The sequence below is a fragment of the Actinoplanes sp. NPDC048988 genome, from assembly GCF_043197815.1.
GTDB lineage: Bacteria > Actinomycetota > Actinomycetes > Mycobacteriales > Micromonosporaceae > Actinoplanes.
On sequence record NZ_JBICTW010000014.1, the window covers coordinates 238247 to 251527 of the forward strand.

Annotated in this window: 13 protein-coding genes; 4 read left to right on the forward strand and 9 right to left on the reverse strand. The window is 71.0% G+C overall.

The window, feature by feature from the left end; translation table 11 throughout:
- From ACGFJ7_RS34480 to ACGFJ7_RS34500, 5 genes are all read right to left on the reverse strand, one after another.
- The coding region (locus ACGFJ7_RS34480; RefSeq protein ID WP_392645979.1) for a rhodanese-like domain-containing protein at positions 1-1383 on the reverse strand (1383 nt) is incomplete at its 3' end.
- Positions 1380-2291, reverse strand: coding sequence for an ABC transporter substrate-binding protein (locus ACGFJ7_RS34485; RefSeq protein WP_392645981.1), 912 nt, complete (start codon positions 2289-2291; stop codon positions 1380-1382). The genes ACGFJ7_RS34485 and ACGFJ7_RS34480, both read right to left, overlap by 4 nt.
- Entirely contained in the window at positions 2288-3037 is a 750-nt protein-coding gene (locus ACGFJ7_RS34490; RefSeq protein WP_360257363.1) for an ABC transporter ATP-binding protein, read from the reverse strand. Before ACGFJ7_RS34490 ends, ACGFJ7_RS34485 begins: the two co-directional genes overlap by 4 nt.
- Positions 3024-3773 carry an ABC transporter permease gene (locus ACGFJ7_RS34495; RefSeq protein WP_392645983.1) on the reverse strand — a complete coding sequence of 250 codons (750 nt, stop codon included), beginning with the start codon at positions 3771-3773 and terminating at the stop codon, positions 3024-3026. The genes ACGFJ7_RS34490 and ACGFJ7_RS34495 overlap by 14 nt, the downstream gene beginning before the upstream one ends.
- Positions 3770-4792 (reverse strand): ABC transporter substrate-binding protein, encoded by a 1023-nt coding sequence (locus ACGFJ7_RS34500; protein WP_392645985.1) that lies wholly within the window; start codon positions 4790-4792, stop codon positions 3770-3772. The genes ACGFJ7_RS34495 and ACGFJ7_RS34500 overlap by 4 nt, the downstream gene beginning before the upstream one ends.
- Positions 4793-4983: 191 nt before the next feature.
- On the opposite strand from ACGFJ7_RS34500, the gene ACGFJ7_RS34505 reads away from it, so the two are divergent.
- Positions 4984-5799: a DedA family protein gene (locus tag ACGFJ7_RS34505; protein ID WP_360257357.1), complete on the forward strand. Its 816-nt coding sequence runs from the start codon at positions 4984-4986 to the stop codon at positions 5797-5799.
- A gap of 260 nt (positions 5800-6059) precedes the next feature.
- Here the strand turns inward: ACGFJ7_RS34505 and ACGFJ7_RS34510 are convergent, their stop codons facing one another.
- Positions 6060-8243: a nitrate reductase gene (locus ACGFJ7_RS34510; RefSeq protein WP_360257355.1), complete on the reverse strand. Its 2184-nt coding sequence runs from the start codon at positions 8241-8243 to the stop codon at positions 6060-6062.
- Positions 8244-8356: 113 nt separating this feature from the next.
- Here ACGFJ7_RS34510 and ACGFJ7_RS34515 point away from each other — a divergent pair, with 113 nt between their 5' ends.
- From ACGFJ7_RS34515 to ACGFJ7_RS34525, 3 genes are read left to right on the forward strand one after another with little or no spacing between them, the layout of a single operon-like run.
- Positions 8357-9217: a hypothetical protein gene (locus ACGFJ7_RS34515; RefSeq protein ID WP_392645987.1), complete on the forward strand. Its 861-nt coding sequence runs from the start codon at positions 8357-8359 to the stop codon at positions 9215-9217.
- A 9-nt stretch (positions 9218-9226) separates the two neighbouring features.
- Positions 9227-11230, forward strand: a complete 2004-nt coding sequence (gene ligA, locus ACGFJ7_RS34520; RefSeq protein WP_392645989.1) for an NAD-dependent DNA ligase LigA — start codon at positions 9227-9229, stop codon at positions 11228-11230.
- Positions 11227-11607: a VOC family protein gene (locus tag ACGFJ7_RS34525; protein ID WP_360257348.1), complete on the forward strand. Its 381-nt coding sequence runs from the start codon at positions 11227-11229 to the stop codon at positions 11605-11607. The genes ligA and ACGFJ7_RS34525 overlap by 4 nt, the downstream gene beginning before the upstream one ends.
- A 133-nt stretch (positions 11608-11740) precedes the next feature.
- Here the strand turns inward: ACGFJ7_RS34525 and ACGFJ7_RS34530 are convergent, their stop codons facing one another.
- The 3 genes from ACGFJ7_RS34530 to ACGFJ7_RS34540 form a co-directional block, all read right to left on the reverse strand.
- Entirely contained in the window at positions 11741-12103 is a 363-nt protein-coding gene (locus tag ACGFJ7_RS34530; RefSeq protein ID WP_360257346.1) for a hypothetical protein, read from the reverse strand.
- Positions 12104-12270: 167 nt separating this feature from the next.
- Positions 12271-12834: a histidine phosphatase family protein gene (locus ACGFJ7_RS34535; RefSeq protein ID WP_360257344.1), complete on the reverse strand. Its 564-nt coding sequence runs from the start codon at positions 12832-12834 to the stop codon at positions 12271-12273.
- A 63-nt stretch (positions 12835-12897) separates the two neighbouring features.
- A complete protein-coding gene (locus ACGFJ7_RS34540) occupies positions 12898-13146 on the reverse strand; it encodes a hypothetical protein (RefSeq protein WP_360257342.1) in 249 nt (82 codons plus the stop codon).
- Positions 13147-13281: the final 135 nt, after the last annotated feature.

Consider the following 13281-nt stretch of genomic DNA (forward strand, 5'->3'; position numbering starts at 1 on the left):
ACCTGACTGACCTGCCTGACCTGACTGACCTGACTTGCCAGCCTGACCAGCCTTGCCGGCCGGGCCGCTGCTCGCCGAATCGGCGCTGCCGGTCGGATCGTCGCGCGCCGGGCCACCGCTCGCCGGATCAGCGTCGCCGGTCGGAGCGCCGCCCGTCGGAGCGCCGTCGGCCGGACCCTCGCCGCCGTCGGCCGGACCCTCGCCGCCGTCGGCCGGACCCTCGCCGCCGTCGGCCGGACCCTCGCCGCCGTCGGCCGGACCCTCGCCGCCGTCGGCCGGACCCTCGCCGCCGTCCGCCGGATCCGCGGCGCTGTCCGCCGGATCCGCGGCGCCGCCCGTCGGATTGTCGTTCGTCGGGCCGGTGCCGCCGTGGTTCGGGTCGGGGCCGATGGTCAGAGGCAGGGACGGGTCGGCGGACCACTCCTCCAGGGAGCCGTCGTAGAGGGCCACATCGGTTCGGCCGGCCGCCGCGAGGGCCAGCGCCAGGGCGGCCGCGGAGATGCCGCCGCCGCAGTACAGCCAGAGAGGGCGGGGGTCGTTCAGCAGCTCGGCGAGGACGGGCCGGAGCTGGTCGGGTGTGAGGAAGCGGCCGTCGGGGGCGTTCAGCCGGCGGGCGGGGAGGTTGCCGCTGCCGGGGAGGTGGCCGCGCCGCGAGTAGCGCGTGGGGACGTCGCCGCGGAACGCCTCGGGGCTGAGCGCGCACTGCACCGAGGCTTCCGCGTCGCCGGCCAGCCAGCTCTCCAGATCGTCGCGGGTGATCCAGCGCCCGTCCTTCGGCCGCGGAGTCAGCCCGCGCGGGGCCGCAGAGACCGTTTCGGCGGCGTCGGGGTGCGCCGCGCCGGGGTGGGGCTTCGCGATTGCGCGGCCGGGATACGTGGCGTCCGGGCTGAGGGGCGCGGCGGAGGGGCTGGGGTGCGTGGCGGCCGGGCCGGGGTGTTCGGCGGTGGGGGAGGTCGAGGGGGAGGGCGCTGACTCGATGGGTAGGCCGGCGGCGCGCCAGGCGGGTAGGCCGCCGTTCAGGACCGCGGTGGGGAGGCCCAGCCAGTCGAGGAGGTACCAGAGGCGGGCGGCCCAGATGCCGCCGGCTCGGTCGTAGACGACCACCGGGGTGCCGTCGGTCAAGCCCAGGGCGGACAACGCCTCGGTCAAGGCTTCGGGAGTGGGGCGGGCGAAGTGGTACGGGGCCGTGGGGTCGCTGAACGTGGTCAGCAGGTCGGCGTGGTGGGAGCCGGGGATGTGGGCGGCCTGCCAGCCGGCAAGGCCCGATGTTGCCCGGTGGTCGCCGTCGAAGGTGGGGGAGGGGAGGTCCACCGTGGCGTCGAGGATGAGGAGGGTGCCGGCCCGTACCGCCAATTCCTCGGGTGTGATGAGCGGGGCTGTCACCGCGGCACCGCCCGGGGGATCTCCGTGATCGCGGAATGCCAGTCGAAGGTGGGTGGGAGGATGCCGGCGGCGGCCAGCCAGTCGGTGTACGGGTCCATCAGCTCGGGGCGGATCTCGCCCCAGCGGCCCTCGTGCCACCACGTCGGGGCGATCAGGTCGAGCGAGCGGGCCAGCAGGGCGCGGGGGAAGTACGGGATGACGTGGTCGAGGATGCGCAACGTCTCCGCCTGGTTGTCCGTCGCGGCCCGGTAGCCGCGCTCGGTGACCTCCAGGAACGTCGCGGTCAGGTCCTCTCGGCCGTCCAGGGCGGGGCCGGTGCCGAGCAGGTAGCTGTGGTACGGGGGCGCGCCGATCTCGTCGACCGGCCAGATGACGCGCTGGTCCGCGGGCAGTTGGGCCATCAGGGCGTCCCACGCCCAGTAGCCGCCGAACGTCGCGTCCACCTCGCCGGCGGCGATGTCGTCGACGCTCAGCTCGCGGTGACCGCTGTCGACCAGGGTCACCTTCGCCGGGTCGCCGCCGTCGGCCGCCACCAGGTGGTTCACCATGGCCACGCCGCGTGGGGTCGGGTTGAGGGCCAGGCGCCTTCCTTCCAGGTCCCGGGGGCGGGTGATGCCCCGGCCCTTGACCGTCTGGATGGTCTCCAGGGCGCGGTGGTTGATCGACGCCACGCCGTGCAGCGGCTGGCCGGCGGCACGGCGTACGAGAAGCCGGTTCGTCGGGAAGACCCCGAAGTGAACTTCGCCGCGGGCCAGGTGCTCGAGGGTGTCGCCGCGCAGGGCGTCGAAGACGGTCAGCTCCACGTCCAGGCCGGCGTCGGCGTACCAGCCCTCGCGGCTCGCCACGTAGAAACCGGCGGCGTTGGTCCAGGGGTGGAAGTACTCGAGCATCACACGCAGATGGGTCATCGGGAACTCGCAGTCAACAGGTCGGTCAGCCGGCGGCGCAGGCGGATGAAGGCGGGATCGTCGACGACCTCGTCGCGGCGCGGGCGGTCGAACGGCACCTCGACGCGTTCCAGGACTGTCGCCGGGCGGCGGCTGAAGACGTACACGCTGTCGGAGAGCAGCAGGGCCTCCTCGATGCTGTGCGTCACGAACAGGATCGAGCGGCGGTTCTGCTCCCAGATGTCGAGCAGCCAGCGGTGCATCTCGGCCCGCAGCATGGCGTCGAGCGCGCTGAACGGCTCGTCCAGGCAGATCAGCTCCTTGTCGGCCAGCAACGCCCGCAGGAAGGCGACGCGCTGCTGCATGCCGCCCGACAGCTGGTGCGGATAGGACTTGGCGAACCCGTCCAGGCCGACCTTGCCCAGCCATTCCCGGGCCAGGCCACGAGCTTCTTTCTTGCGTACGCCGCCGAGCTCGCGCGCGAGCACGACGTTGTCCTCGATGGTGCGCCAGGGCATGAGCGCCGGTGCCTGCGGCATGTAGCCGATCAGGCCGCGACGGCCGACGGCGTCCTCGCCACCGATCGAGATCTTGCCGGCGGTGGGCTGGAGAAGGCCGCCGACGAGGTGGAACAGCGTGCTTTTGCCACTGCCGGAGGGGCCGACGATGGACACGAACTCGCCCCGCGCGACTTCGAGGGAAATGTCGCTTAAAACGGACAGGTCGCCGAAGCTGTGGGACAGACTCGCCACCTCAAGAGCGGCCATTCGCCCTCCCTCTGATCGTGAGCTTCTCGGCCAGGCGCACCAGGCCGAAGACGGCGAGGGCGAGCACCACGATGATCGCGATGGCGACGAAGAGCCGGTCGGCCCGGAACGCGGATTTCTGCGCGATCATGTAGCGGCCGATGCCCTCCTCGCTGCCCAGCCACTCGGCGATGATCGCGCCGAGCACGCTGTAGGTGGCGGCGATCTTCAGGCCGGAGAACATGGCCGGCAGCGCGGCCGGCCACTGGAGCTTGGTGAACAGCTGCCGGCGGTTGGCCCCGCTCATCAGCATGTAGTCGCTGATGGCGGCGTCGCTGCGGCCGAGCCCGTCGAGCGTGGCCACCGCGACCGGGAAGAAGCAGACGAGCACGATCACGACGAGCTTGGGCGCGATGCCGAAGCCGAGCCAGACCACCAGCAGCGGGGCGATGGCGATGGTCGGCACGTTCTGGCTGATCACCAGGAGCGGGTAGACGGCCGCCCGTACCCCCGGAATCAGATGAAGCAGGACGGCGACGAGCAGGCCGGTGGCCACGCCGGCGGCGAAGCCGAGCAGGGTCAGCTTCGTCGTGGCCAGGGTGTGGGTGGCCAGGACGTCGCGCTGGTCGACGAAGGCGTCCCCGATGTCCTTGGGGCTGGGCAGCAGCCAGGACTCGATGCCCGAGACGGTCGTGTAGACCTGCCAGAGGACGAGCAGCCCGGCGACCGTGAGTGTGGGAGGGAGCCACCGCCTCATGCTGAGGGCAGGAAGTCGTTCGTGAAGGCCTTGGTGGCGTCCACCTGCTTGGTGAGCACCTTCTGGTCGTACAGCCACTGGGCGAAGTCGGTCCAGACGGCCGGCTTCTGCTCACCCCAGCGGGCGGCGTCGTCCTGGTACTTGGGGCTGAGCCACTCCTGGCTCTTGGTGACCAGCTCCTTGTCCAGGTCGGGCGCGGCCTTGAGCAGGATGGCGGCGGCGTCGGCCGGATTCTCGGCGGCGTAGCCGTAACCCTGGGAGGTGGCGGCCAGGAACGACTTGACCACGTCGGGCTTCGACGAGATCTGCTTCTCGCTGGTGATCAGGATCGGGGTGTAGAAGTCGAGGACCGGGGCGTAGTCCTTGACGTACTGGATGTTCACCGGCTCGCCGCGCAGCTCGGCCTCGATGCCCGTCCAGCCGTAGAAGATCCACTCGAGGTCGATCCCCTTCTTGGTGGCCGCGAAGAAGTCGGCCTCGCCCACGTTGACGACCTTGATCGTGGACGGGTCGCCACCGTCGGCCTTGACGATCGTCTTGAGCAGCGGCTCCTCGACCGGGCCGCCGTAGCCGCCGTACGTCTTGCCGGCGTACTGGGCCGGGCGGGTGAGGTTGCGGTTCTTGGGCGAGCCGAAGCCGGAGGTGTTGTGCTGGATGATCGCCGCGATCGAGACGATCGGCGCGTCCTCGGCCCGGGCCTGGGTCAGGGCCTCCTGGGCGCTGATCGCGAACTCGAGCTTGCCCGCGGCGACCAGCGCCGACGGGTCGGTGTCGCCGGGCTGCACGATCTCGACGTCCAGGCCGTTGGCGGCGAAGTAGCCCTTCGACTGGGCCACGTAGAGGCCGGTGTGGTTGGTGTTCGGGGTCCAGTCGAGGGAGACCTTGACCTTCTGCAGCGCTTTGCCGCTCACCGAGGCCCCCGGCTCGTCGTCCTTGGCTCCGCAGGCGGCTGCCGCGAGCGCGACGGAGGCGGCACCGAACAGTGAGAGCGCGCGGCGACGGGTGATCGGATTCTGCATGGTTATCGGGTCTCCACCAGGTTGAATACAGTCGTATACAGCACCGGAACGGTACGCCCGATGATCTTCACGGCCAAAATTCTTCCCGCATGTTAGACCTGACAGGTAGGAATTCGGGGCGAGGCGCCCTAGGGGTTATCTCGGGGTAACGCCCGGAGGCTCCGGGGCGGCCCGGACGGCAGGCTGAAGCTGTGCTCGCCGATCTCATGAACGCCGCCGCCGCCTTCGTCGACTGGCTGTCCACTCTCGACCAGTGGACGGTTCTGGTTTTCACGTTCCTGTCCTCGGGGGTCGAGATGACCTTCCTGGCCGGGCTGCTCGTGCCGGGCGAGTCGGTGGTCATGCTGGCCGGTTCGCTGCCGCAGGGGCCCGCCGGCTTCGCCGCCGTGCTCGTCGTGGGCACGCTGGGCGCGCTGGCCGGGCAGTCCCTGGGGTACGCGGTGGGCCGCGTCTTCGGTCCCCGGCTGCGGGCCACGCGCCTCGGCCGGCGGATCGGCGCCGAGCGGTTCGACCGGGCCGAGGCCTACCTGCGTGACAAGGGCGCCCCGGCGCTGGTGGCGGTGCGGTTCGTGGCCGTCATCCACGCCGTGGTGCCGATCGTGGCCGGGGTCGTGGGCATGCCGTTCCGGCGCTTCCTGCTCTGGTCGGCGATCGGGACCACGCTGTGGGTGGGCGCGTTCGCGGGGGTGGGCGCGCTCACCGCCGGCGCCGACGCCACCGGCGGCCTCGGCCTGATCCTGACCGCGGTCGGCGCCACCTGCCTGGGCGTGGTCCCGTTCGCCGGGCGCCTGGTGCGCCGGCTCTCAGTCGGCTACTACCAGCGCCTGCGGGGCGGCCTGCTTCATTCTCGTCCGCAGCCAGGCGAGCTGGACCGCCGTCTCGTTCTCACTGTCACGGACGACGTTCAGCAGCTCACGGTCGCGGGTTCCGTACGCGGCCTGACCGATCACCGTCCAGCAGATGTCACACTCGGACGCCATCAGGTAGAGGTCCTGCAGGTCGCGTAGCAGGCCCAGACCGCCCTCGCGGGTGCCCGTGAACAGCGTCGAGTGCAGGCGGTCGGGCTCCTCGGGGGCCTGTTCGGCGTACCGCTCGGCGAAGGGCCGCAAGCGTTCCGCCTGGGTCTCGCAGATCGTGGCCTGCCGGGTGCACAGGTGCTCGATGTCCGGTTCGCCGCCGTGCGCGGCGGCGACCTCCCGGAAGGCGCTCGCCAGGTTGGTCTGCGAGCGGTGCAGCAACCCGAGATAGTGGGCGAGATGCATGGCGGTCATCTCCTCGGCTCGACGCGGACGGCCGCCACCTTGAACAGCGGCTGTTTCGAAACGGGATCCCACGCGGTCATCGTGAGCTCGTTGGCGGCCTGAGAACCGTAGTGAAAAGGCACAAAAACGGTTCCCTCGCGTACGCCGGTGAGCCGCACCGGAACGACGATCGTGCCCCGGGGCGACGTGACGGCGACCTCATCGCCCTCCGCGATGCCCAAATGCCCGGCGTCGGCCGGATGCAGCTCGACCCAGGGCCCGGGGGCGGCGGCGTCGAGTTCGGGGGCGCGGGCGGTCTTCGTGCGGGTGTGGAAGTGATAGACGGTTCTTCCGGTCGTGAGATTCAGCGGATAGTCGTCGCCGGGCGTCTCGGGGGAGGGCTGATAGGCGACCGCGTGCAGGAACGCCCGATCGCCGGGCTGCTTGGCCCGGTAATCGCCGGCGGTGAACTCGGCGCCCGTGTCGAGGTCATGCCCGTACGTCTCGCAATAGTCCGGATCGGTGTTGAAGGCGCCGTCGCTGTAAAGGCGCTCCCGGCCCACCGGCCACTGGATGCCGCCTTCGCGCAGCGCCTCGTAGGTGATGCCGGTGTAGTCGCACGGCCGCCCCTTCGAGCATTCCTTCCACGCCTCGAAAACCTCCTCCGGCGACGTCCACGAGAGCAGCGGTTCGCCGTCGCGGTCGCGGAAATCCATCCGGCGGGCGTAGTCGAGGAAGATGTCGAGGTCGGAACGGGCCTCGCCGGGCGGGTCGACCGCCTTCTCCGACAGATGCACGGTCCGGTCGGCGTTGGTGAAGGTGCCGGTCTTCTCGCCCCAGGTCGCGGCCGGCAGGACCACGTCGGCGAATTCCGCGGTCTCGGTCAGGAACAGATCCTGGACGACGACGAACAGCTCCGGTTTCGCCAGGATGCGCCGGATCCGGGCGAGGTCGGGCAGCGTCACGGCCGGATTGGTGGCGCTGATCCAGAGCAGTTTGATCGACCCCTGCTCCGCGTACCGCCAGATCTGCATGGCGTGCGTCGGCGGCGACCAGTGCGGAATGGTCATCTCGTCGACGTTCCACAGCTCGGCCAGCTGGCGGATGTGCTCGGGGTTGTCCCAGTTGCGGAAACCGGGCAGGTCGCCGTCGCCGCCGGCCTCGCGGGTGTTCTCGGCCGTCGGCTGGCCGTTCATCTGCAGCACCCCGGCGCCCGGCCGCCCGATCATTCCCCGGATCAGATGCAGATTGTTCACCCCGCACGCGGCCGCGGTGGCCTGATTCGATTGGTAGAACCCCTGCAGCACGGTGGACAGCAGTCGCTCCGAGGTGCCCAGAAGTTCGGCGGCCCGCTCGATGTCCCGTACGTCGATGCCGCAGATCTCGGACACCTGGCTCGGCGTATAGGCGTCGACGGTCTTGGCGAGCTCCTCGAAACCGATCGTGTGGTCCCGGGTGTACGCACGGTCGTACCACCCGTGGTGAATGACCTGCCGAATCAGGCCGTTGATCAGGGCGACATTGGTGCCGGGCCGGACGGCGAGATGAATGTCGGCCTCCTGGGCGACCGGCGTCCTCCGCGGATCGGCGACCATCATGCGCGGCGGGTTCGGCCCGCGCCGCCGGTCCAGCATCCGCATCCACAACACGGTCTGCGTCTCGGCCACGTTGTGCCCCCACAGGGCGATCGCGTCGCAGTGGTCCACATCGCCGTAGGAGGCAGGCTGCCCGTCCGTACCGAAGCTGGCCTTCAAGGCGGCGGCCGCGGTAGCCGTACAGAGCCGGGTGTTGCCGTCCATGTGCGGTGTGCCCAGACCGGCCTTGCCGATCACGCCGAGCGCGTAGTACTCCTCCAGGAACAGCTGCCCGCTCGTGTAGAACCCGAAATGCCCCCACCCGCCGGGCCCGCGGACCAGTTCCTTCGACCGTGCGACGACCCGGCCCATGGCCGTCTCCCAGTCCGTCTCGACGAGCCGGCCTCCGTCCCGCACGAGGGGCCGGGTGAGCCGGTCGGCGCTGTTGTTGGCCTGCCATCCGTACAGGTCCTTCGGGTCGAGCCGCCCCCGGTTGACCCGGTCGTTCGCCCGCCCGCGAACCCCGACGATCCGCCCGTCCTTGACGGCGATGTCCATGGCGTCGCCGTTCGAGTGCAGAATCGACGCCGACGGCACCCACCGCTCGACGCCCTCGGCCGTGACGTGCTCATCCACCCGAACGGGCCACTCACGCCCCGGCCCGTAAGGCGTCCGCTCACCCCATGGGTTCGAGATCCGATCATCCATGAGGCGCGGATACCCGGCTGTGCCGCCGGTAACCTTCCGTGGTGAGCACCTGGGACCGAGCCTTCCACGCGTACGGCCCGGCCCGCGACGGCGGCGAGATGATGGAAGCGCTCCGGCGCGGCGACGAGTCGTGGCGCCCGTATTGGTTCCTGTGGTCGGCGCTGTACTGCGACGGGCATCTGACCCCGGCGACGGCCCTGGGCCTGCGGTACCTCGCGGAGACCGTCGGGACCGACGACTTCGGCGGCCCGGACCCGACCCTGCGCGAGGCCGCCGTGTGGTGGATCCGCGACGTGGCCCGCGCCGCTCTGACCGGCGCCGAGCCCCGGCGCGACGAACCGGCGGTGAACGCGTGGCTCGACGAATACCTGCGGCACGATCGGTCGATCTTCGACTGGGATGACCGCGACGCGCCGGGACAGGCGGTGCTCGCCGCGGCCCGAGCGGACTGCCGCGACCTGCTGCCCTCGTGTTTCGCGCCGCTGCCGGCGCTGCTCACGCCCCAGCGGCCGGAACGGTTGCGGGCGGCCGCCGCGAGCGCCGCGGCGGCGCTGGTCGCTCATCCCGGCCTGCGCCGTCACCGAGCGGAGATCGTCACCTACCACGCGGACGAGGCTCGCCACGGATCGCCGCTCCACCGCGCGTCGATGCTGCTCGGGCTGGGCGAGCTGGGCGGGTCGACGCGAGAATGGCTCACCGATCCCGAGCTTGGGGTACGCGTGTGCGCCGCGCTTGCCCCCGGACTGGCCGCGGACGAGGACGCCACCGAGGTGCTGCGGTCGGCCGCCCTGGACCCGGCCGCGCTCGACGCGGCCTTCGGTGACATGCGCCTGCACCAACTGCCGTTGCCTCGTCGGGCCGTCGAAACCCGGGGCGGCGGAAATGTCGTACCGGGGACGTAGGTTGTCGGCATGAGCGAGACCGCCCTCACCGAAACCGACTTCGCCGCCGCTGTCGAGCAGGCGCAGACGGCGGCCAAGTCGTATTACGACACCGGCGACGTGCTGATGACCGATGCCGACTACGACGTGCTGATCGATCGGATCGCGGCGGCCAAGAGCGAACATCCCGAGTGGGACGACCGCGGGGTCACCACCCGGGTCGCGGCCGGGGTGTCCGGTGGTGGCGACGTGCGCCATCCGGAGCCGATGATGTCGCTCGGCAAGGTCACCGGTGAGGATGAGGTACGCGCGTTCGTCGCGAGCCTCGGCGGTGACCCCTGCCTGGTCGAGGTGAAGCTGGACGGGCTCGCCATCCGGGTCGCCTACGAGTCGGGGCGGCTCGTTCTGGCCGCGCTGCGCGGCGACGGCAGCACGGGGGAGAACGTCACCGGGCAGGTGCTGCGGGGCATCGCCGGGCTGCCCGCGCGGCTGGCCGATCCGTGGACGGGTGAGGTGCGCGGCGAGGTCTACATGACCGTCGGGGATTTCGAGGCGGCCAGCGCCAACCGGGTCGCCGCCGGCGGCAAGGCCTTCATCAACTCGCGGGGGGCGGTCGCCGGGTCGATCCGGGCCGCCGACCGTACGTACGAGGCCCCGATGACCTTCGCGGCGTACGACGTCTCCGGCGATTTCGCCTCCCACTCCGAGCGCATGGCGTTCGCCGCCGAGCTGGGTTTCCCGGTGGCGGGGCGGCTGGCCACCGGCGACGTCCAGGTCGCCGGCGACGCCGACACGGCCCTGGCCGCCGTCGCGCGCATCGGTGAGCTGCGCCGCGACCTCGAGTTCCCGATCGACGGGGCGGTGCTGACGGCCGATCTCGAGTCGACGCGGCGGCGGCTCGGTTCCGGCAGCCGTACGCCGTACTGGGCGGCCGCCTTCAAATATCCGGCCGACACCGGCTCCACCGTGCTGCGCGACATCGAGGTACGGGTCGGGCGCACCGGGCGTATCTCGCTGCGGGCCGTGCTCGACCCGGTCTTCGTCGACGGCACCACGATCACGTACGCGACGCTGCACAACCCGAAGTTCGTCGAGGAGCAGGGCCTCGCGATCGGCCAGACCGTCGCCGTGTGGCGGGCCGGCGACGTCATCCCGCGGGTCACCGCGCCCATCGGCGAGCAGCCGCACGGCCTCACCCCCTGGGCCCCACCCGAGACCTGCCCGCAGTGCGGTGAGCCGTGGGACAAGTCCAGCCTGCTCTGGCGATGCCACACCGCCTCGTGCAGCGCCACCAACGCGCTCGAGTACTGGTGCAGCCGCGAGGCCATGGATGTCGAGGGCGCGGGCGAGGCGCTGTGCGTCGCCCTGGTCAACAGCGGCCTCGCGACCGACGTCGCCGATCTCTACACGCTCACCGAGGAGCAACTGGCCGAGCTGCCCGTCGGCAACACCAAGGCGGGCGGTGTCGTGCTGCTCGGCAAGCTCAACGCGGCCAAGGTCGTCGCGTCGCTCGAGCACAGCAAGTCCCAGCCGTTCAACCGGGTCATCACCGGCCTCGGCATCCGGATGACCGGCCGCAGTGTCGGCCGCTGGCTCGCCGCCCGCTTCAAGACCATGGACGCGCTGCGCGCCGCCACCGTCGAGGAGATCGCCGAGATCGACAAGATGGGCCTGATCAAGGCTCAGCACGTCGTCGACGGGCTGACCGCCATGGCCCCGGTCATCGATCGCCTGGCCGCCGCCGGCGTGACCATGAGCGTCCCCGAGACCGAGGGCGAAAAACCTTTCGAGGGCCGGACGTACGTGGTCAGTGGCAGCGTCCCGGGCTACACCCGCACCACCGTCAGCGAGCGCATCGAACAGCTGGGCGGCCGGGCGAGCGGCAGCGTCTCGGCGACCACGACCGCCCTGGTCACCTCCGAGACCACCACGGCCAAGGCCACCAAGGCCGCCAAGCTCGGCATCCCCATCATCGACCCGGCCGAGTTCGCCCAGATGCTCGCCGGCGAAGCCACCTCAGGGAGGAACACATGACGCGTCCCGCCATGCGCATCAGCGGGGCAACCATCGGTGCCCCCGATCCGGGCGAGCTGGCGAAGTTCTACAGCGCATTGCTCGGCTGGCCGAGCGAGATCGAGAAGAACTGGGCCCAGATCAGGTCACCCGGCGGCGACGGACTGTCCAGGCTCGACTTCGAGGTCGAACATGACTACGTGCGCCCGACGTGGCCGAGTAAGCCCGGCCAGCAGCAGATCATGACGCACCTCGACATCGAAGTCGACGATCTGGCGGCCGCGGTGGCGTGGGCCGAGCAGCACGGGGCAGTACAGGCGGAGCATCAACCGCAGAGCGATGTGCGGGTCATGCTGGACCCCGCCGGTCATCCGTTCTGCCTGTTCACGAACGATTGACCGGTAACGGCTCCGGCCGGCCGCACACCGGCCAACCTCAAGCGCTGTGAACGGAGGCCACCACAACGCTCACTCTTCAGTGGTTGGCGAGCCGTTCAGCCACTTCCTCAGCGACGCCGCGCATGCGGTTGGGTCAGCCGAGTGCGCGGAGCGCGATCATTCCCGCGAGTACCAACCAGGCTGTCCCGGTGACGGCGGTGCCGGCCAGGCCCGTCGGCCACCGCCGCCGGTTGGCGGTGGCCACGACGAGTCCGATGACGCCGGCGCTGAGCGCGACGCCCGCCAATGTGAGCGGGGCGCCGAGAAAGATCGCTGTGGCCAACTCCCAGTCGCGTGAGCTGGGGCATTCCGAACCATCGCACGGGGGCACCGGATCCGCCGTGGAGTCGACGTAGATCAGGTACCCCGCCCAGGCGGCGAGCCACCACCGGGCGGAAACGCCCGTTTCCGGCAAGAACCGTACGGCCTTCGGGCGAGGCGGGACAGCGGACTCCACGAGCATTCCATCGGCGCAGCGGCCCCGAGCCGAGGAAAGTTCAACGGCTCGTCAGGGCGACCGATGACGGCGGCGCGCACGGGGACCTCCACCGGCACACGCCGCGCGGGCTTGCGGACGCGTGGGTGGGTCGGCTTTCGGCTTCGGGGTGGCTGGGCGCTTGGGTGTCAGAGGTGGCCCGTATCGTTGAAGCTGGTCAGCGTCGGTGGGCGGCCGGAATCCCATTGGACGATGGTGAGGGCGCAGTTGGTCGCGTTCAGGCCGATCCAGCGCCAGTCGGGAGCGTCCAGGGCGTGGCGGACGAACCAGCCGATCACGAAATTGTGGGTGATCAGCAGCTCGTTGCGGTCGTGGTCGCCGGTGACGCCGAAATGCGCTACGGCGGCGCGTAAGGCGGTGGCGTCCTCGTCGCGTTCCTCGGGCGGGACGCTGTCCAGCCAGTCGTGCCAGCGTGACGGGTAACGGTCGCGCTGGGCGGGGGAGGGGACCGGCGTCCGGTCGGTCATGTGGTCGCAGGCGTGCCGGGGGACCGGGGGCAGGGCGGCGGCGACGATCTCGGCGGTCTGGGCCGCGCGGGGCAGCGGGCTGTGGTGGATCGCCGCGAAGGGGACCTCGTCGAGGCGGCGGCCCAGGCGTTCCGCCTGCTCACGCCCGCGCGGTGACAGCGCGCCGTCGGGGGAGGCGGGATCCTGCTCGCCGTGGCGGACCAGGTACAGCTTCGTACGGGCCATGGCGAGCACAGTAGATCAGCGGCGCACGGCCGACGGGGCACGGCCGCGGGGAGCGGAGAACCGTCAGAGGCCGGGGTTGCGGCGTACGGCGGGTAGGCGGCTGGCGCGGATGGTGGCTCGGCGAGGGCCGATGACCTGGCCCTGGTCGTTCACTTCGATGCCCTCCACCTCGTACCACGTCTCGCCGTCCTGCTGGAGGGGGGTGGAGGCCAGCACGCGGTCGATCCGGATGCGCAACGGGCCGCTGCCGAAACGGTAGTCGGCCTCGGCGAAGGTCCAGATCCGGCCGGTGGACGGGTCGTGGGTGGTCATCTCACCTCATCACGTCGGGCGGCGAACGCCGGGGCGGCGAACGTCGGCGCGGGGACCGTCGCGGGCGGCGAGGCCGGCGCGGCGACCGTCGGGGCGATGTGCGTCGGCGACAGGAGCGTCGGGACAACGAACATC

What these genes read in the sequence shown, in the direction of transcription:
- ACGFJ7_RS34485 (WP_392645981.1), bottom strand. Translation starts at nt 2,291, where the DNA reads ATGACCCATCTGCGTGTGATGCTCGAGTACTTCCACCCCTGGACCAAC.
- ACGFJ7_RS34500 (WP_392645985.1), bottom strand. Translation starts at nt 4,792, where the DNA reads ATGCAGAATCCGATCACCCGTCGCCGCGCGCTCTCACTGTTCGGTGCC.
- ACGFJ7_RS34525 (WP_360257348.1), top strand. Translation starts at nt 11,227, where the DNA reads ATGACGCGTCCCGCCATGCGCATCAGCGGGGCAACCATCGGTGCCCCC.
- ACGFJ7_RS34535 (WP_360257344.1), bottom strand. Translation starts at nt 12,834, where the DNA reads ATGGCCCGTACGAAGCTGTACCTGGTCCGCCACGGCGAGCAGGATCCC.
- ligA (WP_392645989.1), top strand. Translation starts at nt 9,227, where the DNA reads ATGAGCGAGACCGCCCTCACCGAAACCGACTTCGCCGCCGCTGTCGAG.
- ACGFJ7_RS34495 (WP_392645983.1), bottom strand. Translation starts at nt 3,773, where the DNA reads ATGAGGCGGTGGCTCCCTCCCACACTCACGGTCGCCGGGCTGCTCGTC.
- ACGFJ7_RS34540 (WP_360257342.1), bottom strand. Translation starts at nt 13,146, where the DNA reads ATGACCACCCACGACCCGTCCACCGGCCGGATCTGGACCTTCGCCGAG.
- ACGFJ7_RS34490 (WP_360257363.1), bottom strand. Translation starts at nt 3,037, where the DNA reads ATGGCCGCTCTTGAGGTGGCGAGTCTGTCCCACAGCTTCGGCGACCTG.